The organism is Caulobacter endophyticus, assembly GCF_003116815.1.
Lineage (GTDB): Bacteria > Pseudomonadota > Alphaproteobacteria > Caulobacterales > Caulobacteraceae > Caulobacter > Caulobacter endophyticus.
Genome location: NZ_QDKQ01000076.1, coordinates 1 through 22435, shown reverse-complemented (window position 1 = coordinate 22435; position 22435 = coordinate 1). Strand labels below are relative to the sequence as shown.

Genomic DNA, 22435 nt, shown 5'->3' with positions numbered 1-22435 from the left:
CCTTTCGTCCGCCCGTTCCCCTCCGCGCATAGAGCGCCTTGCGCCGACAGGCAATCGGCGCGCGCGTTGAAGCCGTCAAAGCTTAACGCTGGGACTCGACTCTCGTTCTTTTTTCGTTCACTAATCGTTAAAGTGGTAAATAGCGGGATATAGCGATCATGACGGGAGCGTGGCGTTTCGGAATTCTGGCCCTGCCGGCCTTGTTGCTGGCGGGTTGCGACGGCGGCGGCTCGGCAGTGAAGGCGCCAAAGGGCGGCGAGGTCGCCTCGGCCGAGGGAACCAGCAGCAGAGGAGGCGGGGCGCCGGCGGCAGCCGAGGTGGCGGAAGCCTCGGCGGCGGCGCGGCAGGCGGCCGATCCGCGCGATGCCCCGGTGCGGCTGATCGCCGGCCGGCCGATGTGGGCCGCCAACCGCACCCGCAGCGCCGAGGAGAACGCCCAGCGCGGCTTCGAACGGTTCGGCGAGGCGTTCGGGGCCCGCGACGTCGACGACTATGTGCGCAAGACCCACGCCTTCGTCGCCAGGCCGCCGGCCGGAGTCCAGACCCTGACGCGGTCGAACGGCGACACCCTGATCTACGACCCGGCCGGAAACGTCTTCGCGGTGGTCACCCGGGCCGGCGCCCCGCGCACCATGTTCAAGCCCGACGACGGCGCCGATTACTGGCGCCGCCAGAAGGACGGACAGAGCCGCCGCTCGGCCGCGTCGGAGCGGCGTGGGCAGGCCGGCGCCGACTGACGGGGGCCTGAACCGACGGCGGTCTGGCTGGGGAACTTGGGGGGCGAGGGCATGAAGGAACAGCCGATCCCGGACGCGGCCGAGCGCGATCCGGCGGCCATGGAGCTGGCGCGGATCTGGGTGGCCGAGCATGGGCTGCACTGCGCCCTGCGCATCGGGGCCTATGACGAGACTCCGATCGACGAGGCCCGCGCCTGGGGCATGATGCTGGCCGACCTGCTGCGCCATCTGGGACGCGGCCTGTCGGACTACTACCGCCGCGATCCGGTCGAGGTGGTCGACGTGTTGCTTGAGGCGATACGCGACGAGTTGGCGACGCCCAGTTCGCCCGTCGAAGGGGGTCTGGTGCGGACCCGCGAGGACGATCAGGATCTCGCTCACCCCAAGGCGCACTGACCGGGCGGAGGCGGCGTCGCGGGCTCGCGTGCGCCGTGTCACAGTCGCGGTTCCGACCCGCGACTGAGGGCGAAGGTTCGATCGTGCCGGCGGTCGGATGGCCGGATGCGGCTGGAGCGGGGCTCCGGCGCATCCGGACGCCTGACACGGCGCGGGTCTGCAAGGGTTGCGAAGGTCGTGGAGGGAAGAAGGTCGGGGCGATGCGGTTGATCGATCGACGACGAATGCTGGGCCTGTTCGCCGCCGCCGGGGCGACGGCCTTGGCCTCCGGGGCGGGCCGCGCGGTCCAGGCCGGGCCGGCGACGTTCAGGCCGGCTAGTTTTCCCGAGCCCGACCGCGAGGTGCGGCTGCCGGTTCCGGGCGGCAGGGTGTATGCGCGGGTCAACGGCGATCTCGACGCCGCTGTCGCCGGCGTGGGACCGCCGCCGATCGTCATGGTTCATGGCGGGCCGGGCGGAACGCATTCGGGGTTCCTCGACGCCCTGGCCTTGTCGGACGAGCGGGCGGTGATCCTCTACGACCAGCTCGACAGCGGCCTGTCCGATCATCCGATGAATCCGGCCAACTGGACCGTCGGCCGCTTCGTCGACGAACTGGAGGCCGTGCGCGAGGGGCTGAAGATCCCGCGCTGGCACGTTCTGGGCCACAGCTGGGGCGGTACGGTCGCCCTGGAGTATGGGGCGCGGCGCTCGCCGGCCCTGGCCAGCCTGATGCTGGCCAGCCCGCTGGTTTCGACCCGCAGCTGGATCGCCGACGCCAACCTGCTGCGTGGCGACCTGCCGCCGGCGGTGCAGGATCAACTGATCCGCTGCGAGGCGTCCGCGCCGTCGCCGTCCGACAAGGCGCTTTCGGCGGCCTGCGATGCGGCGACGAACGCCTTCTATGCGGCCTTCCTGACCCGCGAGCCGCCCTCGCCGGCCCACCGCGCCTATCGGCCGGCCGGCGATCGGGGTTTCAACCCGGTGCTCTACAAGACCATGTGGGGCGCAACCGAGTTTTCGGCCACCGGCACGCTGAAAGCCTATGACGGAGAGCCGCTGCTCGACCGGCTGGACGGGCCGCGCACCCTGTTCATGGTCGGCCAGTACGACGAGTCCCGGCCGGCCACCGCCATCGGCTTTTCGCGCCGCGCCAGGGGTTCGGAACTGGCGGTGGTGCCCGGCGCCGGTCACGCCACCTTCACCGATCGCCCGGAAGAAACCGTGGCCGTGCTGCGCCAGTGGCTGCGGCGACAAGATCGGCGAGCGTGACTTTCCCGAAGGCGCCTGGCGTCGTCGCGGGCAGAGGGGGCTGGCCGCTAGGGAAGCGCTGCGAACCGTAGCGAGAATTCGTATGACCGCAGTTGAAGCCCGGTGACGCGCTTTGCCGCCGCCCGGATACGATCCGAGAACTCCGCGGCGATCAGATAGGCCCTGACGGGTTCGCCGCGCTCCTCGCTCAGGGCTTCGGCATAGCCCAGGGTCTGCTCGAGAGCGCCCGGCGGACACGCGCCGGCCTTGAGTTCGATCACGACAAGCTTGCCGTCTCGATCCTTGGCCAGGATATCGATGCGCCCGGTGGCGACGGTGATTTCCTGGCCGCCGTCAGCCTCGACCAGGCCCTGCTCAAGCGCGTTGAGCTGCTTGCGGACTGCGGCCTGCATCTCACGCTCCAGTTTGAAGACGACCCCTTCGGCCATCTCCGCCTCGGCGATCGGGTCGTCGAGCTCTGTCTGCGTCTCGTCCGGCGGCGTGCGAACCTCGACGGCGAACTGGAGATACCGCTTCAGAACCGATCGAGCGTGGCTGGGATAGGTCAGGAACGGCCCGGCCGCCGTGGTCTGGCCCCAATTTATGACCGCGTCCAGGCCATCACGGGCAATGGCTTCGTCAAGACCGCCAATCGCTACATCGATACGCGACAGGTAGGAATTGTAGGTGTTGTAGCTGTTGCGTTTGCCGCCGACCGTATTGAGAAAATAGTCTTTGAATTCAGAAACGCGATACATGAATTCGCCCCCATTCGGAACGGCGAAGCTGTGCTGTATCACATGTAGATTCAACTTCAGATTTAACGTCGCTTCTTCCGCGCCCCGGCCGAGGCGGTCTTCTTGCGGCTGCCCGGCTTGACCGCCTTGCCCTTGCCGGCCTTGCCCGAACGGGCGGTGGCCTTGCCTTTGCCGCCGCCCTTCCTCGCGGCCGCAGCGCACTTTGCCTTGGCGGCTTTCAAGGCCTTGCCGGTCTTGCCGCGGGTCGGGCATGGCGCGGCGCGGGCGGGAGCGGCCGGGGCCGTGCGGGTCGCGGCGGGGGCGACGCGGGGCGGCCAGATCACCGGGCCGCGCGTGGCGACGGCGTAGCCGGCCGGAAGGACCGGGGCGCCGGTGCGCTCGACGGACACGGGGGTCGGGGCCGCGCCGTCCTCGGTCAGGCGGCCGCTCCAGGCGCCGTCAGGACCGGCGCTCAACGCCAGGGTCGAGCCGGCGCCGGGGCGGGTCATGAACCGCACGGCCGCGCCGCCGTCATAGGTGCGCTCGATGCTGTCGATCAGGCCGGTGGAGCCGACCGCGCCGGTGCGGCGCAGGTCGCGCCAGGCGCCCTCGACCGGGCCGTAGCCGCCGGCCGGGTCGGCGATCTGCAGCGAATAGAGGGCCGCGCCGTCGGCGCCGCGCAGCACCCAGCCCCCGTCGAGCGGTCCCTGCAGCCCTTGCGCGGCGGCGATCGAGCCCTTCACGCGCAGCTCGTAGGCCTGTTCGACGCTCATCGCGCCGCCCGCCGTGGCTGTGGCCGAGGGTTCGGGAGCCGGGATCGGCAGGACGGTCGGCTTGTGACGCGGGGCAGGCGCGGCCGGGGCCTCGTCCTCCTCGTCGGTGGTCTGCGGCCCGCTGGCGGCGATCAGGTCGGCTAGGGGATCGGTCGTGACCGGGGGAGCGGGCGGGGTGGTGATCGTCGACGGGCCTGCCGCCGACGGCGCGGCCACCAGCGGAATCGGCGCGTCGGGATTCGGCTGGGGCGCGGGCTGGACCGGCGCGGAAGGATTGGTCGCTACCACCTCAGAAGCCGGAGCCTGGGCGATGGCGGCGGCCGGAAACGACAGCAAGGCGGACAGAAGGACGGCGGGAAGACGACGCATGGGGGTCCTTATCAGCCCGCCGTCTTCGCGGCGATGGCCTCGGAAACGGCGACCAGCCGCTCGGCCTGAACAAGGTGCAGTCGTTCGGCCATCTTGCCCTCGACGCGCAGCGCGCCCTTGCCGGCGTTCTCGGGCGCGGCGAATGCGGCGATCACCGCCCGGCCCCAGGCGATCTCGTCGTCCGAGGGCGAGAACACCCGATTGCAGATTTCCAGATGCTTGGGATGGATCAGGGTCTTGCCGTCGAAGCCGAAGTCCACGGCCTGGCCGCAGACGGCTTCCAGGGCCAGGAGGTCCTCGATGTCGTTGTGCACCCCGTCGAGGATCGCCAAGCCATGGCCGCGGGCGGCGGCGACCGCCAGCGACAGGATCGGCAGGAAGGCCTCCCGGTCCGGGGTTTGCCGCGCCCGCATCTCCTTGGCCAGGTCGTTGACGCCCATCACCCAGGCCGAAAGTCGGGTCGTCCTGGCCGCCTCGCCGATCTCCCACAGGTGAAAGGCGGCCCTGGCGGTCTCGATCATCGTCCACAGCCGGGTGTGGATGGGGGCGGCGTGCAGGGCCGCGTCATAGGCGTGGACGTCGGCGGCGTCGTTGACCTTCGGGACCAGCACCGCGTCGGGACCGGCCTCGGCGGCGGCCTTCAGGTCGTCGGCGCCCCAGGGGGTGTCGAGGCCATTGGTGCGGATGACGATCTCGCGAGGGCCAAAGCCGCCGGCCTTCACCGCCGTAACGGCGGCCTCGCGGGCGGCGATCTTCATCTCCGGCGCCACCGCGTCCTCCAGGTCGAGGATGATCACGTCGGCGTCGAGCGTTCGGGCCTTCTCCACGGCCTTGGCGTTGGAGGCGGGCATGTAGAGGGCGCTGCGGCGCGGCCGGGCGAGGTCGGTCATGGCGGGATCATCCTGGCAGGGACGCCGCGAGTGTAAAGCACCTGCCGCGAGGGCCGGGAAGCGGAGATATCGCGACAGGCGAAGCCATGGCGGGAAAGGCGCAAACGGGGTTAAGCTGCCGCCATGACCACGCAACCGGCCCCCACGCGCTACGACGAGACGGCCCGCAACGTGCTGGGCGAAGAGCTGGTCCCCTGCTCGCTGGATCCGGTGACGGGCTTCTACCGCAACGGCTGCTGCGAGACCGGGCCGCACGATCTGGGCCTGCACACCGTCTGTGCGGTGATGACCGAGGAGTTCCTGGCCTTCTCCAAGGCCACCGGCAACGACCTGTCGACGCCACGCCCGGAGTTCGCCTTCCGGGGGCTGAAGCCCGGCGATCGCTGGTGCCTGTGCGCGGGTCGCTGGCGCGAGGCGCTGGACGCCGGCATGGCCCCGCAGGTGATCCTGGAGGCCACCCACGAGGAGACCCTGGCCATCGTCACGCTGGGTGTGCTGAAGGACCACGCGGCGGTCTAGGGGCCGCCGGAAGGTTCCCCATGGTCGGTTACGAACGCAGGCTGCTGGTGCTGGTGGGGCTGATCGCCCTGGCCTTCCTGCCGCTGCTGGCCGCGTCGCTGTTCTTCCTGGCCCGTTTCTCGACCGCCCAGGACCGGCTGGAGGCCCACTACACCCGCACCGTGATCCTGGCCCACGACCTGCGCAGCGAGAAGATGCGGCAGAATTCGCTGGTGCCGGTGATCGTCATCAACGGCGAGAAGAACCTGCTGGTCGAGCTGGAGCGGTCGAACCGTCGGTTCGACGCCATCGTCGGCGACCTCAGGGCCCTGGCCCGCGACGACGAGACGCGCGTGGCGCTGGACGCGGTGGCGGCCCTGCAGCGGCGGTTGCTGGTGCTGCAGCGGGCCGGCGTCGCCCAGCGTCTCGACGGCGGCACGATGAGCGGCGCCAACGCCTATTTCCAGAAGAACGCCGGTCCCCTGACCAGCAGCATAGACGCGGCCATCGACCAGTTCACCGATCGGGCCGCGGCGCGCTACCAGGCCGAGCGGGCGCGTAACCACAACGTGGTTCGAGGGGTGTTCGGCGTGCTGACCCTGGCCTCGATCTGCGCCTTCGTGTTCTGCGCGTTTCTTGGCAGGCTGCTGCTGCGGCTGATCGAGCAGAAGCGGAGCTACGACCAGATCACGGCGCGCCTGGCCGAGCGCGAGAAGGCGATCTCCCTGGCCCGCAAGGAGGCGGTCGAGGTGGTGGCCCACGACCTCAACAATCCGATCACCACCATCCTGTTCGCCAGCGAGAACCTGCTGGCCCAGCCGGGCGTGGACGGGCTGCCCAAGGTGCGGTCGGGCGTCGAGGCCATTCTGCTGGCCACCGAGACCATGCGGCGGCTGATCCGCAACATCCTCGACCATTCCAAGATCGAGGCCGGGGGCCTGGTGCTGGCCAGGGAGACGGTCGACCTGCGCCGCCTGCTGGCCGACATCGCCGACCAGTTCGCCCTGTCGGCCGCCCGCAAGGGCCTGCACTTCGCCTATGCGCCCGATCCGGCCGAGCCGGTGCTCGACGCCGACGGCGGCCGCATCGGCCAGGTGGTGGCCAACCTGCTGTCGAACGCCATCAAGTTCACCGAACCGGGTGGAACGGTGTCGCTGTCCAGCCGCATCGAGGGCGAGGCGGTGGTGGTCGAGGTGCGCGACACCGGCTGGGGCATGAGCCCCGAGCAGGCCGCCCGGGTGTTCGAGCGCAACTGGCAGGGCGAGGCGGCGGTCGCCCACGGCAACGGTCTGGGATTGGCGATCAGCAAGGCCATTGTCGAGGCCCACGGCGGCCGGCTGGGCGTCGACAGCCGGCCGGGCGAAGGCTCGGCGTTCAGCGTGGTGCTGCCGCTGGCGGCTTGAACGACGCGGCAGCATGCGGCCTGGCGATGACGTTCATGCCAAGGCGCCGTGCAGCCAGGCGCGGAAGGCGGCCATGGCCGCGCCGTCGGGGCGCGAATGCAAGCGGGTCAGCCAGTAGCGGCCGGTGACCACCTCGGCGGCGAAGGGGCGCACCAGGCGTTCGGCCGACAGATCGGGCCCGAACAGGGCGGCGGGGGCCAGCGCCACGCCCTGGCCGGCGACGGCGGCGGCGACCATGAGCACCGAGTTGTCGAACATCGGCCCGCGCAGCGGCGGCGGCTCGGCCCCGGCGGCGGCGAACCAGCGCGGCCACTCGTCAGCCCGATAGGAGCGCAGCAGGGTCTCGCGGGCGAGGTCGGCGGGGCTGGCCAGGCGCTCGGCGATGGCGGGGGCGCAAAGGGCTGTCAGCGGGGCGGTCAGGATCGGCTCGGCATGGACGCCATGCCAGGCCCCGTCGCCGAAGCGGATGGCCAGGTCCAGACCCTCCCCGGCCAGGTCTACGCGGTTGTTGTTGGTCATCATTCGCAGGTCGACCTGCGGGCAGGTGTGGCGGAAGGCGTCCAGGCGCGGCAGCAACCAGCCGGCGGCGAACGAGCCGACCACGCCCAGGGTCAGCACCTCGCGCAGGCGCCCGTCGCTGTAGCGATCGAGCGTGGCGCCGATCCGGTCGAAGGCCTCGACCAGCACCGGAACCAGGGCCTGTCCCTCGTCGGTCAGGGCCAGGCCGCGCGGCAGGCGGCGAAACAGGCAGACGCCCAGGCGGGCCTCCAGCTGGGCGACCTGATGGCTGACCGCGCCCTGGCTGACACACAGCTCGGCGGCGGCGCGGGTGAAGTTCAGGTGCCGGGCGGCGGCCTCGAAGGCGCGCAGGGCATTGAGCGGAAGCTGGGCGCGATCCATGCCCAAGCCATGAACCAGGCTCATGGCTCCGTCCAGATATGATGCTTTGTCGCCGCCGTTCCAGCCCGGCAGGTTCGCCGCGCCAACCAATGGGGAGAGCGGCATGAAGATGAAGCGGATCGCAGGTCTGGGCATGGCCGCGAGCATGCTGCTTGTAGCGGGAGCGGCCGTGGCGCACGACCCGCTGCTGGCTCCGATCGAGCCGGACTACGCCGCGCGCTGGCTCAAGCCAGAGGCGCCGGTCAAGGTCTACGGCAATAGCTACATTGTGGGCTTTGGCGGGCTCAGCGTCGGTCTCATCAAGACCAGCCGGGGCCTGATCCTGATCGACGCCGCCCTGCCCCAGGCCGTGCCGGCCATCGAGGCCAACATCAAGGCGCTGGGCTTCGAGGTCTCGGACATCAAGCTGATCCTCAGCACCGAACCGCACTACGATCACGCCGGGGGCTTGGCCGCCCTGGCCCGCGCCAGCGGCGCGACGGTGGTCGCCAGCGTCCCGGCGGCCGAGGCGCTGCGGCGTGGACGGCCGGGCGGCGATGATCCCCAGCTGGCCGACCTGGTCCCCTTCCCGGCGATTAGCAGGCTGCGGGCGGTCAAGGACGGCGAGGTGATCCGGCTGGGCGACGTGGCGGTGACCGCCCGCGCCACGCCGGGCCACACGGCCGGCAGCATGAGCTGGACCTGGACCTCGTGCGAGCGACGCGACTGCAAGGCCGTGGTGTTCGGCTCCAGCCTCAATCCGGTGTCGTCTGACGGCTACCGGTTCTCCGATCCGAAGAACGCCAGCCTGGTCGCCGGTTTCCGCCGAAGCTTCGCGACCATGCGGGGCCTGAAATGCGACGTGCTGATCAGCGCCCACCCCGATCAGTCGGGCGGCGACGAGCGGCTGTCGCGGGTCCGGCGCGGGGAGAAGCCCAACCCCTTCGTCGACCCTGGCGCCTGCCGCGCCTATGCCGACCGCTACGCCGCTCGACTGGAGAAACGGTTGGCGGACGAAAGGGCCGGGCTGAAGTGAGGGCCGGTCCTAGTCCAGCGGCTTGAGCTCGCCCAGCACCGTGGGGATCAGCTCCGACACCGTGGGATGGATCGGCACGGTGCGCTGCAGAACGGTGTAGGGCGCCTTGGCGTACATGATGTCCAGTATGCCGTGGATCGCCTCGTCACCCGAGGTTCCCAGGATCGCGGCGCCGAGGATCTCCTTGCTCTCGGCGTCGACCAGCACCTTCATGAAGCCCCTCGTCTCGCCCTTCTCGATGGCGCGGCCGACGCGGGTCATCGGGCGGGTCCCGACCAGGGCCGGACGGCCTTGGCTGCGGACCTCGGTCTCGGTCATGCCCACCCGGCCGAGCGGCGGGTCGGTGTAGAGGGCGTAGGCCGTCAGGCGGTCGGTGACTTTCCTCGGGTCGTCATCGAGCAGGTTGGCGGCGATGATCTCGAAATCGTTGTAGGCGGTGTGGGTGAAGGCCCCCCGCCCGTTGCAGTCGCCCATGGCCCAGATCGACGGGACGTTGGTGCGCAGGCTGTCGTCGACCGTGACGTAGCCGCGCTTGTCGAGCGCCACGCCGGCGGCTTCCAGGCCCAGGTCGTCGGTGTTGGGCTTGCGGCCCACGGCCAGCAGGGTGTGCGAGGCCTTCACGGCCGGTTCGCCCTCGGTGCAGGAGACGTGGACGCAGACGCCCTCGTCGCCCCCTTCCGTCTTGCAGGGCGAGAAGCTGATGCACTCGGCGTTGAGGCGAACCGCGATCCCCTCGGCTTCCAGGATCTTGCGCACGGCGTCGGAAACCTCGGGGTCTTCGCGGCCGATCAGGCGAGGACCCATCTCGACCACGGTCACCTGGGCGCCGAAGCGCCGGTACATCTGGGCGAATTCCAGCCCGATATAGCTGCCGCCGACGATGACCAGGTGCTCGGGCAGGGTGTCCAGCTGCATCATGCCGACATTGGTGAGATACGGGATGTCCCCGATCCCGGGCATGTCCGGGACGTTGGCGCGGCCGCCGACATTGAGGAAGATCTTCGGCGCCTCCAGCACCTGGCCGTCGACCTCGACGGTGGTCGGCGAGGTCAGGCGGGCGTGGCCTTCGAGAACGGTCAGGCCATCCATGCCCTTGAGCCACTTCTCCACGTTGCCGCGGGCGTTGCGGACCACGGTCTGCTGGCGCTCCTTGACCGCCTTCATGTCAACGTCGACGGGGCCCTGCAGCACGACGCCGTAGTCGGCGGCGCGGCGGGCCAGGTGGGCGGCATAGGCGCTGGCCACCAGGGTCTTGGTCGGCATGCAGCCGGTGTTGACGCAGGTGCCGCCGAACAGCTTGCGCTCGACCAGGGCCACCTTCCAGCCGGCGTCAGTGAGGCGTCCGGCGAGGGAAGGCCCGGCCTGGCCGGCCCCGATGATGATGGCGTCGAAGGTCATGCTCACGAAACCATCGAGACGATCAGATAGGCGCCGCCCAGAGCGATCACGTCTTCGATAAGAGCCGCGGGCGTGTCGCGCTTGAAGGCGCTGGCCAGGCGAGCGCGCAGCTCGGCTCCGCCAAGGGCGCCGATCACCGCCCCGACGACGCCCAGCACGGCGCCGACGATCCACGAACCGCCGGCCATGCCGATGGCCGCGCCGGAGAAGCCGCTGGCGACGATCCGAGCGCCGAACTGCGGCGGAACCTTGCGGCTGGGGGTGAAGGGCAACTTGTCGGTGACCAGTTCGACCGCCGCCAGGGCGGTGAAGATCCAGGTGGCGAGATTGCCGCCGAGCCAGGCCAGCGGCGTTCCGGCCAGGGGGATCCAGCCCAGATGCGCGCCCCAGGCGACGGCGGCGGGGGCGGTCATGGCGCGCAGGCCGGCGGTCACGCCGATCAGCAGGGCGAGGACGTAGAGGGTCATGCGTGAACTCCCGAGCGTCGCCGCGATCAGGCGCGCGACGAGAGCAAACCGCAAGTGCGTGGTCGCGGCTTGGACGATCCGGCGGTGGTTAGACGCCCTTCAGCAGGTACTCCCGCTCCAGCCGGTAGACCGAACCCTCCTTGGTCCGCCAGCTGGAATAGAGGCCGAAGCGGTCGACGTGGAACGGCGGCGAGTGCAGCAGGTTGTGGCGCTGGATCCAGGCGCCGACCTCGGGCGCGGTCGGGCGCTTCAGATAGGCCAGGGTGACGTGCGGCAGGTAGGTGCGGGTCTCCGGCTTCAGCTCGGCCTTGCGGGCGGCGCTTTCGTTGGCCTTCTGCAGGCGGCGCAGCAGCGGTTGGTCCTCGACCCCGGCCCAGACGGCGTGGATATCGGCGCCCTCGCCGAAATGGCCCGCGCCCTTGAGTTCCAGATCGAAGGCGGGCGCCTCGATTTCGGCCAGCGCCTCGTCGAGATCGGCGGCGACCGTTTCCTGCACGTCGCCGATGAAGCGCAGGGTGACGTGGAAGGCGTCCAGCGGCCGCCAGTGGGCGCCTTCGATGCCGGATTGTCGGGCTTGCAGCGGCGCGCCGATCTGCGGGGGGACGGCGATCGCGGTGAATAGACGGATCATGCCGACAACCTAGACGCCTTGCCGGCCTGGCTCAAAGCCTTCGCCGTCCGTGACTTGTCGAGCGTCCAATTTGTCTGACAAATAGCGCCGCCCAGGAGGATCGGCGCGAACGCCGACGGGGCGGGAGGCAGGCGATGACGGGACCCTCGATGGATCGGCGCGGGATGCTGCTGGCGGGACTGGGCGGCGGCCTGGCCGCGGTCTCGGGCGTCGCGGCCGCGCCCGCGGCCGGCAAGGCGCCGCTGGCCCCGCGTCCGCCGATGGGCTGGAACAGCTGGAACAGCTTCGCCACCACCATCAACGAGGCCCAGGCGCTGGAGACGGCCAGGATCATGGCCGCGAAACTTCTGCCGTTCGGCTACGACGTCTTCACGGTCGACATCCAGTGGTACGAGCCGGAAGCGGCCAGCTACGACTACAATCGCAATCCCCTGCCGGCGATGGACGGCCATGGCCGCCTCGTCCCCGCGCCCAACCGCTTTCCATCCAGCGTCGGCGACAAGGGCTTCAAGCCGCTGGCCGACCAGGTGCACGCCCTGGGCCTGAAGTTCGGGGTGCACCTGATGCGGGGCGTTCCGCGCGCGGCGGTGAAGGCGAACCTGCCTGTGCTGGGGACCAGCGTCCGCGCCGCCGACGTCGCCGACACTTCGAGCATCTGCTCCTGGAACCCCGACATGTACGGCGTCGACATGCGCAAGCCCGGCGCCCAGGCCTATTACGACAGCGTCTTTCGCCTGTTCGCCCAATGGGGCGTCGACTTCGTGAAGATGGACGACATGAGCCGCCCCTACGACGCCCACGCCGCCGAGATCGAGGCGGCGCACAGGGCGATCCAGGCCAGTGGCCGGCAGATGATCCTCAGCCTGTCGCCGGGCGAGACGCCCGTGCCGCGCGCCGGGCATGTGCGCAGGTTCGCCCAGATGTGGCGGATCTCCGACGACTTCTGGGACGAGTGGTCGATGCTGGAGGCCCAGTTCACGCGGCTGGAGAACTGGAACGCCTTCCGCGCCCCGGGCGCCTGGCCCGACGCCGACATGCTGCCGCTGGGCCGTCTGGCCCTGGGCAAGCGCGACAGCAGGTTCACCCCCGACGAGCAGCAGACCCTGATGACCCTGTGGTCGATCGCCCGCTCGCCGCTGATCATGGGCGGCGACCTGCGCCATCTGGACGAGCCGACCCTCGCCCTGCTGACCAATCGTGCGGTGCTGGCCGTCAACCAGGCCAGCACCGGCAACCAGCCGCACTTCGTCGAGGACGGGACGCGGATCTGGTCGGCGCGGCCGGAGGGCAAGTCCGGTGATCGCTATCTGGCGCTGTTCAACACGACGGGAAAGCCGAAGACGGTCGGGATCGCCCTGCGGGAGCTTGGCCTCGCGGACGGCGTATCGGCGCGGGACCTGTGGATCGGCGAGACACTGGGACGGGGCGGCGGCCGGGTGGAGCGGACCTTGCCGCCGCATGGCTCGGCGCTGCTGCGGTTGAGCGCCTGAGATCCTCCCCCTGAAGGGGGAGGTGTCGGCAAAGCCGACGGAGGGGGGAGGAGTTAGTTCTTACTGGTGAGCGTTGCGGAAGCTGAAAACGGCCCCCCTCAGTCGCTCCGCGACAGCTCCCCCCGCGGGGGAGCATCTTTGGGTCAGTCCTCGTCGGACTGCGGCCCCTCGGGCTCGCCGACCAGGTTCGGCGGGTCCGCGAGCACCAGGCGTTCGGCCAGTTTCACTTCCGGCGCGGCGGCGCGGGTGAAGGGCAGGTACCAGGTCTGGCCGCCGAGCGGGGGGGTGATCTCGAGCAGGTCGCCGGCGCCGAAGTCCTGGACGCTCTTGATCTTGCCCAGGTCCTCGCCGGTGGCGATGTGGCGCACGGCCATGCCGATCAGGTCGGTGAGGTAGAATTCGTCCTCGTCGGGCTCGGGCAGGGCCGAGCGGGGGACGTAAAGCTTGAGGCCGCGCAGGGCGTCGGCGGCTTCCTTGGTGGCGATCTCGGCGCAGCGGCAGATCAGGCCGTCCTTGACGGCTCTTGCCTGCGAGATCGACAGGCCGGTCGAACCGTCCTGGCGCAGAAGCCGCTTGAAGCCCTTCAGGGCCATCGGCTCCTCGGTATAGGTCGAGATCCGCACCTCGCCGCGCACGCCGAAGCCGCCGGCCACGCGGCCGACCAGGATCATCGGGTCATCGGAAGAGATCGGCATCGACGGGAGGCTTTCCGGACCAAGCCGGGGTCGTTGGCGAAGCGAAACCCTCGCCCTTCGACAGGCTCAGGGTGAGGGTTTCTACTGCTTCGGCCTGCGACATGGTCCTCATCCTGGGCTTGTTCCCCGGGGCCGACCAAAGGTCGGCCCCGGGGATGAACGCCGGACGAGGACCACGCACAGTTCCGGAAGGGATTAGCCTTCCGAGGCTTCTTCGGCGGGGGCTTCGGCCGGAGCTTCTTCAGCAGCCGGAGCAGCGGCGGCTTCGGCGGCAGCCGCGGCGGCGGCTTCAGCGGCGGCCTTGGCGTCTTCCTTGGCCTGGGCTTCGGCGGCGGCGCGTTCCTCTTCGCGCTGGGCGCGCTCGGCGGTGCGTTCCTTGGCCTTCTTGCCCGGCTCGGCCTTCTGGGGGTTGTTGCCGGCGGTCCAGGCGCCGACGCCTTGGGCGGCCAGGAAGCGGGCGACGCGGTCGCTCGGCTGGGCGCCCTTCTTGAGCCACTCCTGGATCGATTCCAGCTTCAGGGTGACGCGCGCCGGGTCATCCTTCTTCAGGAGCGGGTTGTAGGTGCCGACCTTCTCGATGAAGCGGCCATCGCGCGGCGAGTGGCTGTCGGCGATGACGATCGAGTAGTACGGACGCTTCTTGGCGCCGCCACGGGCGAGACGGATCTTCAGCATTGTCGTTAGTCCTTGGATCTAAAGCTATTTTTTCTTGAACGGATTGAAGCCGGGCGGCAGGCCGCCCAGGCCGGAGAGCGGGTTGGCCCCGCCCCCGAGGCCCGGCAGACCGGGCAGCCCCGAAAGGCCTTGGCCTTCCGTCGCGTTGGGATCGACGGCGGGCATCTTGCCGCCGCCGAGGGATTTCAGACGAGCCATGTCGCCGCCGCCGAGCATGCCGGCCATGCGAGCCAGGCCCTTGCCGCCGTCCTTGCTCATCGACTTGAACATGTCGGCCATCTGGCGGTGCTGCTTGAGCAGGCGATTGACCTCGGCCACGTCGACGCCCGAACCGGCGGCGATGCGGCGCTTGCGCGAGGCGGCCAGGATGTCGGGCTTCTTGCGCTCTTCCTTGGTCATCGAACTGATGATCGCCTGCTGGCGGCGGAAGATGCTGTCGTCGATGCCGCTTTCGGCGATCTGCTTCTTGACCTTCTGGACGCCCGGCAGGAGGCCCATGATGCCTTCCATGCCGCCCATCTTCTGCATCTGGTTCAGCTGGGCCGACAGATCGTCGAGGTCGAACTTGCCCTTGGCCAGCTTGCGGGCCATGCGTTCGGCTTCGGCCGCGTCGAGGTCGGCGGCGGCCTTCTCGACCAGGGCCACGACGTCGCCCTGGCCCAGGATCCGGCCGGCGACGCGGCGGGCGTCGAAGACGTCGAGCTGGTCGATCTTTTCCCCGGCGCCGAGGAACTTGATCGGCAGGCCGGTGACGTGGCGCATCGACAGGGCCGCGCCGCCGCGGCCGTCGCCGTCGGCGCGGGTCAGGATCAGGCCGGTCAGCGGCAGGCGCTCGTGGAAGGCCTTGGCCGTACGGACGGCGTCCTGGCCGGTCAGGCTATCGGCGACCAGGATGGTCTCGGACGGATTGGCGATGCGGGCGATTTCCGCCGCTTCGCTCATCATCGCCTCGTCCAGCGTGGTGCGGCCGGCGGTGTCGAGGATCAGGACGTCGTAGCCGCTCAGCTTGGCGGCGGTCAGGGCGCGGCGGGCGATGTCGGGGGCGCTCTGGCCGGCGACGATCGGCAGGCTCTCGACGCCGACCTGCTTGGCGAGGGTCGCCAGCTGCTCCATGGCCGCCGGGCGGCGGGTGTCAAGCGAGGCGACCAGCACCTTCTTGCGCTCGGTCTTGGACAGGCGCAGGGCCAGCTTGCCGGTGGTGGTGGTCTTGCCCGAGCCCTGCAGGCCGGCCATCAGGATGATGGTGGGCGGGTTCAGGGCCAGGTTCAGGCCGGTGGCGACGTCGCCGCCCAGCATCTCGACCAGGCCGTCATAGACGATCTTGACCACCTGGTCGGCCGGCTTGACCGAGCGGATGACGGACTCGCCAGCGGCCTTGTCCTTGGCCTTGGAGATGAAGTCCTTGACGACCGGCAGGGCGACGTCGGCTTCCAGCAGGGCGACGCGGACTTCGCGCAGGGCCTCGTCGATGTCCTTTTCGGACAGCACGCCGCGACCGCCGAGGCGGTCGAAGACGCCGGAAAGTCGCTCTGTAAGGCCGTCGAACATGCCGAACCCTGGGTCAAAAACACGGTTCCAAACGCGATCAGCCCCCGTGGACGATCACGTCGACGGGGGTCCTCGCCGTCCTCGTCCGCATGGTGTCCCGGGCTACCGGGGCGGGGTCGTGACGGTGGAGGCGCTGCTGATAAAGCGCCGGAAGTGCGCGCTTATGCGGGAGCCCTGTGGAAAATGCAAGGATTTCGAGTCGGCCGGCGCCCGCTTGCCGAGGAGCGGGCGCCGGCACGAAGCCCTTTGCCTTTCCGCGTTCGGAGGATTAAGGGCTTCATCGAACGCGTTCGACGGGATGCGGTCAGGGATTGGGGTCCCGTTTCTCTGGTCTGATCGCAAGGACTCCATGTCGACCAAGCCTCTCCTCGCTTTGCTGGCGACGGCCGCTTTCGCCCTGCCTGCCGCCGCTCTCGCCCAGGCCCTGCCTTACAAGGACATTGAAGCCCCCTCGACCTGGGAGGTCGATGTGGGCGGCGGTCCCGTCTACGGCTTCAGCCCTGGCGGCAAGGATCCGCACAAGACCAACTTCACCTTCTGGGGCAGCGCCCACTGGAAGGGAAAGATCTACGCCAACGGCCTGGACGGCCTGGGCTATAACGTCATCAACGACGAGACCCTGCACGTCGGCGCCCAGCTGCGCCCGCGCTGGGGCGGTCCCGACGACACCGACAGCGGCATCCAGAGCCCCGACACCGGCGCGGACCTGGCGCTCTACGCCTACAAGCGCACCTGGAAGGACTTCGTCGTCGGCGGCCGCGTCGGTCGCGACGTCACCGGGGTTTCCGACGGTTGGGACTTCTGGGGCTCGGTGTCGCGCCAGGACGTGACGCCCGTAGGCCTGCTGCAGTCGATGGTCTATGCTCGCGGCGGCGACAAGAACACCAACCGCACCTTCTACGGCGTCACCGCCAGGGACGTGGCGGCCGTGCCGAGCCTGAACGAATACGACCCCAAGGGCGGGCTGAACCAGGTGGGCGTGGCCTTCCTGATGATGACCCCGATCGGAGACAAGTACGCCATCGGCACCTTCGCCAACTACGAGCGTATCCTGGGCGAGGCCGCCGACAGCCCGCTGATCGAGCGCTACGGCCAGCAGGACGAGTACCGCGGCGGCCTGATCGTCGTGCGGCGGTTCATCGGGCGGTAGGGGCGTTCTCTTCCGACCCCTTCCCACGCCTATCCATGCTTCCCGGGTCTTGTGCCCGGGACCCATGGTTCGGCCGCTCAAGATCACTCAGGTCTGGGCTGCCGCCGGCATGGACCCTCGCCACAAGGGCGAGGGAGGCATCGGAAGGGGAAGCAGTTCCTAGCTGGGCGACGTCACCGTCGCGCCCTGGGCCTTCAGCCGGTCCAGAACGCCGTTGCTGGGCAGCAGGAAGGCCAGGTCGACGACGGCGATGGTGACGCCGGGGCGCTCGAGCGCCTCCGACAGCGCCCTGGCCGACTGGCCGATCTGATCGTTGAGCAGGCCCGCCCCGCCTGGCGCGCGCAGCAGGCAGCGCTGGGCGGCGCTGGAAGAGTAGCGGGCGCGGACGGCGGCGATGTCGCCATTGGCCCAGTCCGTGCCGATGGTGCGCGAGCGGTTGGCCTCGTAGTCGACCTCGTCCAGGGCGTCGCGCAGGCAGGCGAGATTGGCCTCGTCAGACAGCTTGCCGGCCACGCTGAGCACCGGACCCAGCCGATACTGGCTCATCGCCTTGACCTTCACGCCCTTGGCCTTGGCCATGCGCTCGATGGTGCTGACCGGCTTGGCCTCGGACAGGCCGGCGGCCTGACGGAAGTCGGACAGCACGATGAAGCCCGCCACGGCGGGTTTCCAGTCCTTGTAGGGCACGGCGGTCCGGCGGGCCTGGGTGCGGGCCTTGACGAAGCGGTCCTTGAGGTCGGGCGGCAGGCGCTCTTCCAGCTTCTTGCCGAAACCCTGGCGCACCCCGCCGCCTCCGGTGAGGAAGAACTTGGTGATCTGCATCGGCCCGACCGAGGCTTCCGGCGGAACGAGCACCAGACTGGCCTGGTCCAGGGCGCGGTTGAGGCGCGGGCTGTCCCACTTCAGCTGGTGCGGCAGGGGCGGGGCCGAACCCAGCACGTAGAGCTTGGCGCCGTTCTTCTCGACCAGCCACAGGGCCGGACCCGGCGGACGGGCGACGACCAGCAGTTCCTCGACGACGGCGCTGCCGGGATCGGTCGGCTGCAGCTCGACCGTGGGCGTCTGGGCCGCTGCCGGGACGGCGAAGGCGACCGCAAGGGCGGCGATAGCCGCGACGGGTGCGGGTCTCGAAGCGGCCATGGATCCTCCTCCTGCTTGCGGCCAGACATAGTGCGCGTCGGCGGATGGCGAAACGGGGGCGCGGCTTGCGCCAGGTCCCCAACGCATGGCTGTCTGCTGCCGGGCTGTCGATGATCCAGGGAGGGGAAACATGCTCGAGCGGTGGATGGGGGCTGCCTGCGTGGCCGCCGTGCTGGCCGGAACGCTGGCGGGCCCGGCCCTGGCCAAGGTCCCGACGGCTGCGACTTCGGCTTCGGCCTCGACCGGGATCGCTTCGCCGGCGCTGAAGACCCTGGTCGACGAGCACTGGGCGTGGTGGCTGAAGGGCGCGCCGGTGCAGGCGACCCTGCTGGGCGTACGGACCTATGACGACCAGCTGGACGATCCGTCGCTGGCCTTCGCCGACCGCCGCGCCGCCGAGGCCGCCGCGTTTCTCAAGCGCCTGGACGCCATTCCCGACGCCGGCCTGTCTCAGCCCGACCGGGTCAACAAGGCGATCCTGCACCGGATGCTGAGCGAGCAAGTCGAGGGCAACAGCTTTGGCCAGCGCACCATGCTGTTCTCCAGCATCGGCAGCTGGCACCAGTATTTCGCCGCCCTGCCCGACATGCTGCCGTTCTTCACCAAGGCCGACTACGACAGCTACCTGACACGGCTCGATCTCTATCCCGCCTACAACGCCGCCTCGATCGCCACGGTGCGCGATGGCCTGAGCAAGGGCTACGTCCAGCCCTGCGCGCCGATGAAGGCGTTCGGTGCGACGATCACCGCCACCATCGCCAAGGATCCCGAGGCCTCGGCCTTCTACAAGCCGTTCAAGGTCAAGAAGCCCTCGACCATCGCCGAGGCCGACTGGGCCGCCATGCAGGCCCGCGCCAAGGCGACGATCAACGGCAAGATCAATCCCGCCTACCAGGCGCTGTCGGACTTCTACGAGAAGGACTACGCGCCCAGGTGCCGCAAGGACGTGGCGGCCGCCGCCCTGCCGCAGGGCCAAGCCTGGTACGCCTATCAGGTGCGGGTGATGACCACGACCGCCAGGACCCCGGACGAGATCCACCAGCTGGGCCTGTCGGAAGTGGCGCGCATCCGCGCGGAGATGGACGAGGTCGCCCGCAAGAGCGGTCTCGCCCCCGATCGTAAGGCCTTCATCGAGAAGCTGCGCACCGATCCGAAGTACTACGCCAGGACGCCGGCCGAGCTGATGCGCGAGGCGACCTTTCTGGCCAAGACCATCGACGGCTGGATGCCCAAGCTGTTCGCAACCCTGCCCCGCCTGCCCTACACCGTGCGCGAGATCCCGGCCGAGATCGCCGAGGGCAACACCACGGCCTACTACAACGCGGGCTTTGCGAGCACGGGGTCTCCCGGGGTCTATTTCGTCAACACCACGCATCTGGACCAGCGGCCGCTCTACGAGATGCCGGCCCTGACGGTGCACGAGGCGGTGCCGGGCCACCATCACCAGATCGCCCTGCAGCAGGAGCTGGACCTGCCGGAGTTCCGCAAGAACGCGGCCTTCTTCACCGGCTATGTCGAGGGCTGGGGGCTCTATTCGGAGCGCCTGGGCATAGAGATGGGTCTCTACGACACGCCTGAGAAGGACATGGGCCGCCTGTCCTACGAGATGTGGCGCGCCTGCCGGCTGGTGGTCGACACGGGCGTGCATTCGAAGGGCTGGACCCGTGACCAGGCCATCGCCTTCATGCTCGACAACACCGCCCTGACGCGGACCAACATCGAGGCCGAGGTCGACCGCTACATCACCTGGCCCGGCCAGGCCCTGGCCTACAAGCTGGGCGAACTGAAGATCCGCGAGCTGCGCACCCGGGCCGAGACGGCGCTGGGGCCGAAGTTCGACCTGCGGGGCTTCCACGACGCGGTGCTGAAGAACGGCTCCGTGCCGCTCGACGTGCTGGAGGCCCAGGTCGACGCCTGGATCGCCGGCCAGAAGGCCGGCTAGGGCGTCATGCAGGCGGCCTCGACCACCGTGGCGTCCAGCGTCCCGGCGGCCGGGGCCTGCCAGTCCTGCTCGAAGCGATAGGCGTCTTCGGCGCCTTCCAGGTTGTTGGCCGGATAGCGGAAGGCCGCGGCGTTGCGGAAGCGACCCACCGCGCAGTCGACCTCGACCAGCAGCTTTTCGGACAGGAAGGGCGGCGCGTCCGGCGCCTCTGGTTCGGTGCGCGGCTGGCGAAATTCGTGGCGCACCCAGACCTGGCCCAGAGGCTTCAGGCCGTCGTTGCCCCTGGCGGTCTTGGCGAACATCAGCACCGCCCCGTCCTCGCCGGCGGCGAAGAACGGCCAGCCGTCGCCCCGCACCTTCTGGGCCCAGCGCGGCATGGCCTTGGCCTTCTCGCCGGGGGTGACGACGACGCCGTCTACGGCGGCAGCGGGCGGGGTCTGGGCGGGCGGCGGCGGGGCGGCCTGGACGGCCAGCGACAGTCCCGCGGCGAGCATCAGGTCGGCGAGGGTCACCGGCGGCCTCCCATGTCGGGCGCGGGGCGCCCTTTTCTTCGTTGCTGGTCACGGTAACATGGGTATCCGAGCGATCAACCGGCCGAGGGCTTTGCCGATGACGATCAAGGCCGCCGCGCTGTCGACCCTGCTGCTCGCCGCCCTGGCCGGCGCGGCGCAGGGCGCCCCGACCCGCAAGGAAAGCTGGGGCAAGCCGGGGATCAGCTACCTGAAGTACCGCACCGACGCGGCCGAGTGCCTGCACTATGTCGAGACCGCCGCCCCGGTGAAGCTGCCGCTGGTCGACGTGGTGTTCGAGATGGACATGGCCGTGGATCCGGCGGGCGGGCTCGACGCCATATACGCCTATGCCGACCAGCAGAAGCTGCACATGAACCGCAACTGGCGCGAGGTGCGGCGGCAGGCGACCGGGGCGGTCGAGACCTGCCTGGCGCAGCGCGGCTATAGCCGCTTCAAGCTGACCAAGGCCGAACGCGAGGAACTGGAGGGGTTGCGCGTCGGCACGCCGGCGCGGCAGCTCTATCTTTGGCGGCTGGGATCCGAGCCGCGTTAGGGCGCGGGGGCGGGTTCCGCCTGCAGGCTGCCCGGCTCGGCATGCTTTTCGCCCAGCACAACCACGAAGCTGCCGGCGATGATCATCAGGCCGCCGATGGCCAGGGCCAGGGTCAGGTGGTCGCCGAACAGCAGGACGCCGATCGAGGCGCCCATCAGGGGCTCGATGTTAATGAACACGCCGGCGCTGGCGCTGCCCACGCGAGACGAGCCGTACTGCCAGGCGGCGGTGGCCAGCAGGGTCGACAGCACGCCCAGGCCCAGCACGCTGGTCCATGCGATCGGCGACAGGTCGAGCTTCGGCGGACCGTGCATGAAGAGAGCGATCGGCAGCACGGTGAAGGCGGCGACGATCACGGTTACGGCGGGGATGGCCATCGGCGTCGGCGGCTTGGGCGCGCGTTTCAGCACCACCAGCCAGGCCAGGAAGATCAGCAGCGAGCCCAGCGACAGGACGACGCCCAGCAGCGAGCCGGCGCCGTCGGGCTTGCCCGCGATCAGCGCCGCGCCGAGCGTGGCCGCGCCGACGCCCAGCCACGAAGCGCGGCTGACCTTCTCGCCCATGACCTTGGCGCAGACGGCGATCAGGGCCGGCATGGCGCCGACCAGCAGGGCGGCCAGGGTGACGCTGACATGGGCCAGGCCCTCGAACTGCACCATGAAGGCCACGCCATAGAGCGCGCCCGAGGCCAGCATCACCGGCGACTTGAAGAGCGCGCGGGCCTCCTTGGTTCGCAGGGCGAAGGGCGCGGCGACCACGGCGGCGACGATGAAGCGCAGCAGCACCATGTGGGCCGCGTCGGTCTCGCGCAGGATCAGCTTGCCCAGCGGGAAGCCCAGGCCCCAGAGCGTGCCGGCGAGGATCAGGGCGAGGAAGGCGACGCGTTTCATGGAGGCCTCATGACGTATCCGCGGCCGCCTGGCGAGAGGCGGCGCGACGCCGATATGCCCCAAGGATGTGTCAGGGGCTGTCAGCAAGCCTCGGGCGGAGATGAAATTTTCGAAAGACGACCTGAGCGCGCCACCGGAGGTGCGGCCGCAAGCACTTGATCTGCAAGCGCTTCGTATCGTCGTTCATGGCAAGGCTTCACTCGTGTAACATTGTTCACATCTTCAGACATTTTCGCGCCACAACCGCCTTCAACCTAGGCCGCAGTTCGTTTCCGCCCCTCTCGATGGAGATCGCCATGCGCCTCGTCCTGAAGTCTCTCACCCTCGCCGCCGGCGCGGCCCTCGCGGCCGGCGTCGTCGCCGCCTCGGCCCAGCCGGCCGCGCCGCCGCCCCCGCC

General features: G+C 69.7%; 23 protein-coding genes. 10 read left to right on the top strand and 13 right to left on the bottom strand.

Annotation, left to right across the window (positions count from 1 at the left end; translation table 11 throughout):
* Positions 1-158 precede the first annotated feature (158 nt).
* From DDF67_RS23240 to DDF67_RS23230, 3 genes are all read left to right on the top strand, one after another.
* Entirely contained in the window at positions 159-737 is a 579-nt protein-coding gene (locus tag DDF67_RS23240) for a hypothetical protein (RefSeq protein WP_109455133.1), read from the top strand.
* A 51-nt stretch (positions 738-788) separates the two neighbouring features.
* Positions 789-1133 carry a DUF5076 domain-containing protein gene (locus DDF67_RS23235; RefSeq protein ID WP_109455132.1) on the top strand — a complete coding sequence of 115 codons (345 nt, stop codon included), beginning with the start codon at positions 789-791 and terminating at the stop codon, positions 1131-1133.
* A gap of 200 nt (positions 1134-1333) precedes the next feature.
* Complete coding sequence (locus DDF67_RS23230; protein WP_109455131.1) at positions 1334-2383, top strand: proline iminopeptidase-family hydrolase; 1050 nt, start codon at positions 1334-1336, stop codon at positions 2381-2383.
* Between the two features lie 47 nt (positions 2384-2430).
* Here the strand turns inward: DDF67_RS23230 and DDF67_RS23225 are convergent, their stop codons facing one another.
* The 3 genes from DDF67_RS23225 to DDF67_RS23215 all read right to left on the bottom strand — a co-directional run bounded on the left by DDF67_RS23225 (position 2431) and on the right by DDF67_RS23215 (position 5131).
* Positions 2431-3120, bottom strand: a complete 690-nt coding sequence (locus tag DDF67_RS23225; protein ID WP_109455130.1) for an endonuclease NucS domain-containing protein — start codon at positions 3118-3120, stop codon at positions 2431-2433.
* Between the two features lie 62 nt (positions 3121-3182).
* Positions 3183-4241: a hypothetical protein gene (locus DDF67_RS25655; RefSeq protein ID WP_158278103.1), complete on the bottom strand. Its 1059-nt coding sequence runs from the start codon at positions 4239-4241 to the stop codon at positions 3183-3185.
* Between the two features lie 11 nt (positions 4242-4252).
* Positions 4253-5131 (bottom strand): HpcH/HpaI aldolase/citrate lyase family protein, encoded by an 879-nt coding sequence (locus DDF67_RS23215; protein ID WP_109455129.1) that lies wholly within the window; start codon positions 5129-5131, stop codon positions 4253-4255.
* Positions 5132-5254: 123 nt separating this feature from the next.
* Here DDF67_RS23215 and DDF67_RS23210 point away from each other — a divergent pair, with 123 nt between their 5' ends.
* Together DDF67_RS23210 and DDF67_RS23205 are read left to right on the top strand one after the other, a co-directional pair.
* Positions 5255-5650 carry a DUF2237 family protein gene (locus DDF67_RS23210; RefSeq protein ID WP_109455128.1) on the top strand — a complete coding sequence of 132 codons (396 nt, stop codon included), beginning with the start codon at positions 5255-5257 and terminating at the stop codon, positions 5648-5650.
* Between the two features lie 20 nt (positions 5651-5670).
* Complete coding sequence (locus DDF67_RS23205) at positions 5671-7032, top strand: sensor histidine kinase (protein WP_109455127.1); 1362 nt, start codon at positions 5671-5673, stop codon at positions 7030-7032.
* Between the two features lie 33 nt (positions 7033-7065).
* Here DDF67_RS23205 and DDF67_RS23200 read toward each other — a convergent pair whose 3' ends face one another.
* Complete coding sequence (locus DDF67_RS23200; protein ID WP_332888342.1) at positions 7066-7956, bottom strand: LysR family transcriptional regulator; 891 nt, start codon at positions 7954-7956, stop codon at positions 7066-7068.
* A gap of 79 nt (positions 7957-8035) precedes the next feature.
* Between DDF67_RS23200 and bla the strand changes: the two genes are divergently transcribed.
* Positions 8036-8947: a subclass B3 metallo-beta-lactamase gene (bla, locus tag DDF67_RS23195; RefSeq protein ID WP_199229319.1), complete on the top strand. Its 912-nt coding sequence runs from the start codon at positions 8036-8038 to the stop codon at positions 8945-8947.
* 9 nt (positions 8948-8956) lie between these two features.
* On the opposite strand, the gene DDF67_RS23190 is transcribed toward bla, so the two are convergent.
* The 3 genes from DDF67_RS23190 to thpR form a co-directional block, all read right to left on the bottom strand.
* Entirely contained in the window at positions 8957-10345 is a 1389-nt protein-coding gene (locus DDF67_RS23190) for an FAD-containing oxidoreductase (RefSeq protein ID WP_199229322.1), read from the bottom strand.
* A 2-nt stretch (positions 10346-10347) separates the two neighbouring features.
* Entirely contained in the window at positions 10348-10812 is a 465-nt protein-coding gene (locus DDF67_RS23185) for a DUF4126 family protein (RefSeq protein ID WP_109455125.1), read from the bottom strand.
* An 88-nt stretch (positions 10813-10900) separates the two neighbouring features.
* Complete coding sequence (thpR, locus tag DDF67_RS23180) at positions 10901-11443, bottom strand: RNA 2',3'-cyclic phosphodiesterase (protein WP_109455124.1); 543 nt, start codon at positions 11441-11443, stop codon at positions 10901-10903.
* Between the two features lie 134 nt (positions 11444-11577).
* On the opposite strand from thpR, the gene DDF67_RS23175 reads away from it, so the two are divergent.
* Positions 11578-12933 carry a glycoside hydrolase family 27 protein gene (locus tag DDF67_RS23175; protein ID WP_109455123.1) on the top strand — a complete coding sequence of 452 codons (1356 nt, stop codon included), beginning with the start codon at positions 11578-11580 and terminating at the stop codon, positions 12931-12933.
* A gap of 143 nt (positions 12934-13076) precedes the next feature.
* On the opposite strand, the gene rimM is transcribed toward DDF67_RS23175, so the two are convergent.
* The 3 genes from rimM to ffh form a co-directional block, all read right to left on the bottom strand.
* Entirely contained in the window at positions 13077-13628 is a 552-nt protein-coding gene (rimM, locus tag DDF67_RS23170; RefSeq protein ID WP_109455122.1) for a ribosome maturation factor RimM, read from the bottom strand.
* A gap of 195 nt (positions 13629-13823) precedes the next feature.
* Entirely contained in the window at positions 13824-14303 is a 480-nt protein-coding gene (gene rpsP / locus DDF67_RS23165) for a 30S ribosomal protein S16 (protein ID WP_109455121.1), read from the bottom strand.
* A 24-nt stretch (positions 14304-14327) separates the two neighbouring features.
* Positions 14328-15851, bottom strand: a complete 1524-nt coding sequence (gene ffh, locus DDF67_RS23160) for a signal recognition particle protein (protein WP_109455120.1) — start codon at positions 15849-15851, stop codon at positions 14328-14330.
* Between the two features lie 349 nt (positions 15852-16200).
* Here ffh and DDF67_RS23155 point away from each other — a divergent pair, with 349 nt between their 5' ends.
* Complete coding sequence (locus DDF67_RS23155; protein ID WP_109455119.1) at positions 16201-17001, top strand: MipA/OmpV family protein; 801 nt, start codon at positions 16201-16203, stop codon at positions 16999-17001.
* 159 nt (positions 17002-17160) lie between these two features.
* On the opposite strand, the gene DDF67_RS23150 is transcribed toward DDF67_RS23155, so the two are convergent.
* Positions 17161-18141: a TraB/GumN family protein gene (locus DDF67_RS23150; protein ID WP_109455118.1), complete on the bottom strand. Its 981-nt coding sequence runs from the start codon at positions 18139-18141 to the stop codon at positions 17161-17163.
* A gap of 130 nt (positions 18142-18271) precedes the next feature.
* Here DDF67_RS23150 and DDF67_RS23145 point away from each other — a divergent pair, with 130 nt between their 5' ends.
* Positions 18272-20083 (top strand): DUF885 domain-containing protein, encoded by a 1812-nt coding sequence (locus DDF67_RS23145; RefSeq protein ID WP_233247744.1) that lies wholly within the window; start codon positions 18272-18274, stop codon positions 20081-20083.
* Here the strand turns inward: DDF67_RS23145 and DDF67_RS23140 are convergent.
* On the bottom strand, positions 20080-20595 hold the full coding sequence (locus DDF67_RS23140; protein ID WP_233247743.1) for a surface-adhesin E family protein: 516 nt from the start codon (positions 20593-20595) through the stop codon (positions 20080-20082). The two genes, DDF67_RS23145 and DDF67_RS23140, sit on opposite strands and share 4 nt — an antisense overlap.
* A gap of 97 nt (positions 20596-20692) precedes the next feature.
* Here DDF67_RS23140 and DDF67_RS23135 point away from each other — a divergent pair, with 97 nt between their 5' ends.
* The gene (locus tag DDF67_RS23135; protein ID WP_109455117.1) at positions 20693-21148 is read left to right on the top strand and encodes a hypothetical protein; all 456 of its coding nucleotides are present in this window, start codon (positions 20693-20695) and stop codon (positions 21146-21148) included.
* On the opposite strand, the gene DDF67_RS23130 is transcribed toward DDF67_RS23135, so the two are convergent.
* Positions 21145-22038, bottom strand: a complete 894-nt coding sequence (locus DDF67_RS23130) for a DMT family transporter (protein WP_109455116.1) — start codon at positions 22036-22038, stop codon at positions 21145-21147. The genes DDF67_RS23135 and DDF67_RS23130 overlap by 4 nt on opposite strands.
* Between the last annotated feature and the right edge of the window lie 397 nt (positions 22039-22435).

Excerpts from the sequence above, each read along its gene's own strand:
- DDF67_RS23240 (WP_109455133.1), top strand. The coding sequence starts at position 159 with ATGACGGGAGCGTGGCGTTTCGGAATTCTGGCCCTGCCGGCCTTGTTG.
- DDF67_RS23235 (WP_109455132.1), top strand. The coding sequence starts at position 789 with ATGAAGGAACAGCCGATCCCGGACGCGGCCGAGCGCGATCCGGCGGCC.
- DDF67_RS23230 (WP_109455131.1), top strand. The coding sequence starts at position 1,334 with ATGCGGTTGATCGATCGACGACGAATGCTGGGCCTGTTCGCCGCCGCC.
- DDF67_RS23225 (WP_109455130.1), bottom strand. The coding sequence starts at position 3,120 with ATGTATCGCGTTTCTGAATTCAAAGACTATTTTCTCAATACGGTCGGC.
- DDF67_RS25655 (WP_158278103.1), bottom strand. The coding sequence starts at position 4,241 with ATGCGTCGTCTTCCCGCCGTCCTTCTGTCCGCCTTGCTGTCGTTTCCG.
- DDF67_RS23215 (WP_109455129.1), bottom strand. The coding sequence starts at position 5,131 with ATGACCGACCTCGCCCGGCCGCGCCGCAGCGCCCTCTACATGCCCGCC.
- DDF67_RS23210 (WP_109455128.1), top strand. The coding sequence starts at position 5,255 with ATGACCACGCAACCGGCCCCCACGCGCTACGACGAGACGGCCCGCAAC.
- DDF67_RS23205 (WP_109455127.1), top strand. The coding sequence starts at position 5,671 with ATGGTCGGTTACGAACGCAGGCTGCTGGTGCTGGTGGGGCTGATCGCC.
- DDF67_RS23200 (WP_332888342.1), bottom strand. The coding sequence starts at position 7,956 with ATGAGCCTGGTTCATGGCTTGGGCATGGATCGCGCCCAGCTTCCGCTC.
- bla (WP_199229319.1), top strand. The coding sequence starts at position 8,036 with ATGAAGATGAAGCGGATCGCAGGTCTGGGCATGGCCGCGAGCATGCTG.
- DDF67_RS23190 (WP_199229322.1), bottom strand. The coding sequence starts at position 10,345 with ATGACCTTCGACGCCATCATCATCGGGGCCGGCCAGGCCGGGCCTTCC.
- DDF67_RS23185 (WP_109455125.1), bottom strand. The coding sequence starts at position 10,812 with ATGACCCTCTACGTCCTCGCCCTGCTGATCGGCGTGACCGCCGGCCTG.
- thpR (WP_109455124.1), bottom strand. The coding sequence starts at position 11,443 with ATGATCCGTCTATTCACCGCGATCGCCGTCCCCCCGCAGATCGGCGCG.
- DDF67_RS23175 (WP_109455123.1), top strand. The coding sequence starts at position 11,578 with ATGACGGGACCCTCGATGGATCGGCGCGGGATGCTGCTGGCGGGACTG.
- rimM (WP_109455122.1), bottom strand. The coding sequence starts at position 13,628 with ATGCCGATCTCTTCCGATGACCCGATGATCCTGGTCGGCCGCGTGGCC.
- rpsP (WP_109455121.1), bottom strand. The coding sequence starts at position 14,303 with ATGCTGAAGATCCGTCTCGCCCGTGGCGGCGCCAAGAAGCGTCCGTAC.
- ffh (WP_109455120.1), bottom strand. The coding sequence starts at position 15,851 with ATGTTCGACGGCCTTACAGAGCGACTTTCCGGCGTCTTCGACCGCCTC.
- DDF67_RS23155 (WP_109455119.1), top strand. The coding sequence starts at position 16,201 with ATGTCGACCAAGCCTCTCCTCGCTTTGCTGGCGACGGCCGCTTTCGCC.
- DDF67_RS23150 (WP_109455118.1), bottom strand. The coding sequence starts at position 18,141 with ATGGCCGCTTCGAGACCCGCACCCGTCGCGGCTATCGCCGCCCTTGCG.
- DDF67_RS23145 (WP_233247744.1), top strand. The coding sequence starts at position 18,272 with ATGCTCGAGCGGTGGATGGGGGCTGCCTGCGTGGCCGCCGTGCTGGCC.
- DDF67_RS23135 (WP_109455117.1), top strand. The coding sequence starts at position 20,693 with ATGACGATCAAGGCCGCCGCGCTGTCGACCCTGCTGCTCGCCGCCCTG.
- DDF67_RS23130 (WP_109455116.1), bottom strand. The coding sequence starts at position 22,038 with ATGAAACGCGTCGCCTTCCTCGCCCTGATCCTCGCCGGCACGCTCTGG.